Below are 3,630 nucleotides of genomic sequence, written 5' to 3'. Positions count from 1 at the left end.
GTGCAACAGCGTTACGACTCGCAGATCAAGGGCGATCAGGCCGTCAATGCGTCCATCGTCGCCCAGTTGACCGTTCCGATCTACGACGGCGGTCTTGCCTCGGCCAGCACGCGCCAAGCCAAGGAAACCGCCGGCCAGCGGCGTCTCGAGGCCGATTCCATTCGGGATCAGGTTCGCGCCGCCGTGATCTCGGCCTGGGGACAGCTCGAGGCAGCCCGATCCCAGATCATTGCCGCGCAGGCGCAGGTCGAAGCGGCGGAAGTGGCGCTGAACGGTGTTCGCGAAGAGGCTCGGGTCGGCCAGCGCACGACGTTGGACGTCTTGAACGCGCAGCAGGAACTGCTCAACGCGCGGGTGACGCTCATTACAGCGCAGCGCGACCGCGTGGTTGCGTCGTATGGCGTCGTCCAGGCGTCGGGCCGCTTGAATTCGCGCGCTCTCGGCCTCGCGGTGAACCACTACAGTGCCAAGGTGCACTTTGATCAGGTCAAGGATGCCTGGTACGGCCTGACGACGCCCGACGGGCGCTGATCAGTCGCGGGATAGGTCGGCAGGGCGTCTTGCTTCAGCGAGAGCCCGTGAAATAGTGATGATAATGGGAGGGGTGATTCCCTCCCGTCTTTTTTGATCGGATGCGGCGCATGAATTCAGCGAGTCCGAAGGTTCAGGAGCCCTCGATGGAGGAGATTCTCGCCTCTATCAGGCGCATTATTGCGGACGACCAGGAAGAGCGCGAGGCGCTCAACGATTCCCTGCCGGCTGAGGAGCGCGTCTTGAACCGTGCCGAGCCGCAGATCTTTTCCTCAGATCCTCATGACGACTTTCCCGAGCTCGCGGAGCGCCGCCCATATCGGGTAGAGATGACGCCGGTCGGCGAGACTAAGCTCCAAAAGCCCGAGAGCCCCGTCGAGGATGTTCCTGAGCCGGTCCGCCCGAGCGTCGTCGAGAGGTCGGCACCTGCAGAGACAGCGCACGCTGCCATCCTGTCCGATGCCGCAAGCCATTCGATTTCAGAGGCTTTCAGCCGCCTTGGATCCGCAAACCCGGCCCCGGTTACCAGCAACGCACCCCGCACGATCGACGACATCGTGAAGGAAATGCTCAGACCCATGCTCAAGGCCTGGCTCGACGAGAACCTTCCGCCCATCGTCGAACGCGTCGTACGGGACGAAATCGAGCGGGCGACCCGCGGCCGCCGCTGAAATCTCCCGGTTCAGCCTATGAATGCGAAGGTGGGCGTTGGTTTCGACCCGGCCCCATCGCCCGCCAGTTGACTTCGACCATGCCGTCCGGTTTTTAGGGCGTGATCCGCCGGGGCGGCGACGGTTCGGCGAGAAGATCGCGCCTGACGCTCTCGCCGGCATGCTTGCGCTTCGCCCGCGCCAAACTCATTGGTTCAGCCATGATGGACAAGACTTTCGACCCCGCCGCCGTTGAGGCGCGCATGACAGAGCGTTGGGAGGAGGCGGAAGCCTTCAAGGCCGGCCGATCCGATCGGAAGGACGCGAAGCCCTATACGATCGTCATCCCGCCGCCGAATGTGACTGGCTCGCTCCATATGGGGCACGCCCTCAACAACACCCTGCAGGACATCCTGTGCCGGTTCGAGCGTATGCGCGGCCGCGACGTGCTGTGGCAGCCCGGAATGGACCACGCGGGCATCGCCACCCAGATGGTCGTCGAGCGGCAGTTGATGGAACAGCAGATCCATCGCCGGGAGCTGGGGCGCGCGGAATTCGTCAAGCGCATTTGGGCGTGGAAAGAGGAATCCGGCGGTCGGATCAAGGAACAACTGATCCGTCTCGGCGCCTCGTGCGATTGGTCGCGCGAGCGCTTCACCATGGACGAGGGGCTGTCTCGCGCCGTCTTGAAAGTGTTCGTCGATCTTCACAAGYAGGGCCTGATCTACAAGGACAAGCGCCTTGTGAACTGGGATCCGAAGTTCCAGACCGCGATCTCCGATCTCGAAGTGCAACAGGTCGAGGTCAAGGGCAGCCTGTGGCACATCCGTTATCCCATCGAAGGGCAGCCGGACCGCTTCATCACGGTCGCGACGACGCGTCCCGAGACGATGCTGGGCGATGCCGCCGTCGCGGTTCATCCGGACGACGAGCGCTACAAGGATCTCATCGGCAAATTCGCCATTCTCCCGCTTGTCGGACGACGTATCCCGATCGTTGCGGACGCCTATTCCGACCCGGAGAAAGGGACCGGTGCGGTGAAGATCACGCCGGCTCACGACTTCAACGACTTCGACGTGGGCAAGCGACACAACCTGCCGCTGATCAACGTGCTCGATACCGAAGCCGCGCTCGATCTCAACGGCAACGAGGGCTTTCTTGCAGGCCTGCCCGCATCCGACGATCTCAACGCTGTCATGGCTCTGCACGGGCTCGATCGCGCGGAGGCACGCAAGCGCATTGTCGCGATGCTGGAGGAGCGCGGCAACCTCGTCGAGATCGAAGCGCATACGCACGCGGTGCCGCACGGCGACCGCTCGAATGCGGTCATCGAGCCCTATCTCACCGACCAATGGTACGTGAACGTTAAGCCGCTGGCTGAACGTGCGCTCGGAGCGGTGCGCGCCGGGAAGACGAAGTTCGTTCCCGAGAACTGGGAGAAGACGTATTTCCAATGGCTCGAGAACATCGAGCCTTGGTGCGTCTCCCGGCAGCTCTGGTGGGGACACCAGATCCCAGCCTGGTATGACGCGGACAACAACGTCTACGTCGCCATGGACGAAGAGGATGCCAAGGCTCAGGCGCGCGCCAAGCACGGGCGCGACGTCCTGCTGACGCGCGATGAAGACGTTCTCGATACGTGGTTCTCGTCCGCCTTGTGGCCGTTTTCGACACTCGGCTGGCCGGACGATACGTCCGAGCTGAAGCGCTATTATCCGACCAACACGCTGGTGACGGGCTTCGACATCATCTTCTTCTGGGTGGCCCGCATGATGATGATGGGCCTCCATTTCATGGACGAAGTGCCGTTCGACACGGTGTACATCCACGCGCTCGTCCGGGACGAGAAGGGCGCCAAGATGTCGAAGTCGAAGGGCAACGTTCTCGACCCGCTCGACATCATCGATCAGTTCGGCGCCGATGCATTGCGGATGACGCTGTCTGCGATGGCGGCGCAGGGACGCGACATTAAACTCAGCGCGCAACGTGTTGAAAGTTATCGCAATTTCGCAACCAAAATTTGGAACGCGGCGCGCTTCGCGGAGATGAACGGCTGCGCCCGCGTCGCCGGTTTCGATCCCAAGGGTGTGAAGGAGACGTTGAACAAGTGGGCCCTCAGCGAATGTGCGAAAGCCGTCGCCGAGGTCACGACGGGCCTTGAAACGTACAAGTTCAACGAAGCCGCCAACGCAGCTTATCGTTTCGTCTGGAACGTGTTCTGCGATTGGACGCTCGAGATCGCGAAGCCCGTTCTGCAGGGACCGGATTCCGCAGCCAAGGACGAAACGCGCGCGACGATTGCCTTCATCTTCGACGAGATCTGCAAGTTGTTGCATCCGTTCATGCCATTCCTCACGGAGGAGCTGTGGGCCATCAAGGGCGAGGCGGGACCAAAGCGCGAGAGCGTCCTGACCCTGGCCAAATGGTCTAATCTCGAAGGCCTGACGGA

The 3,630-nt window shown here is 62.2% G+C and carries 3 protein-coding genes; all 3 read left to right on the top strand.

Going from position 1 to position 3,630, the window contains the following annotated elements; genetic code table 11:
* On the top strand, nucleotides 1-531 hold a 531-nt coding region (locus AC1DT3_RS14905), incomplete at its 5' end, for a TolC family protein (RefSeq protein ID WP_477466027.1).
* Nucleotides 532-641: 110 nt separating this feature from the next.
* The gene (locus AC1DT3_RS14900; RefSeq protein WP_477466026.1) at nucleotides 642-1,202 is read left to right on the top strand and encodes a DUF2497 domain-containing protein; all 561 of its coding nucleotides are present in this window, start codon (nucleotides 642-644) and stop codon (nucleotides 1,200-1,202) included.
* 200 nt (nucleotides 1,203-1,402) lie between these two features.
* On the top strand, nucleotides 1,403-3,630 hold a 2,228-nt coding region (locus AC1DT3_RS14895), incomplete at its 3' end, for a valine--tRNA ligase (protein WP_477466025.1).

It is taken from the genome of Microvirga sp. P4_G7 (assembly GCF_056401005.1).
The sequence above is the reverse complement of the archived record's forward strand: the minus strand, read 5'-3'. Positions and strand labels throughout refer to the sequence as shown.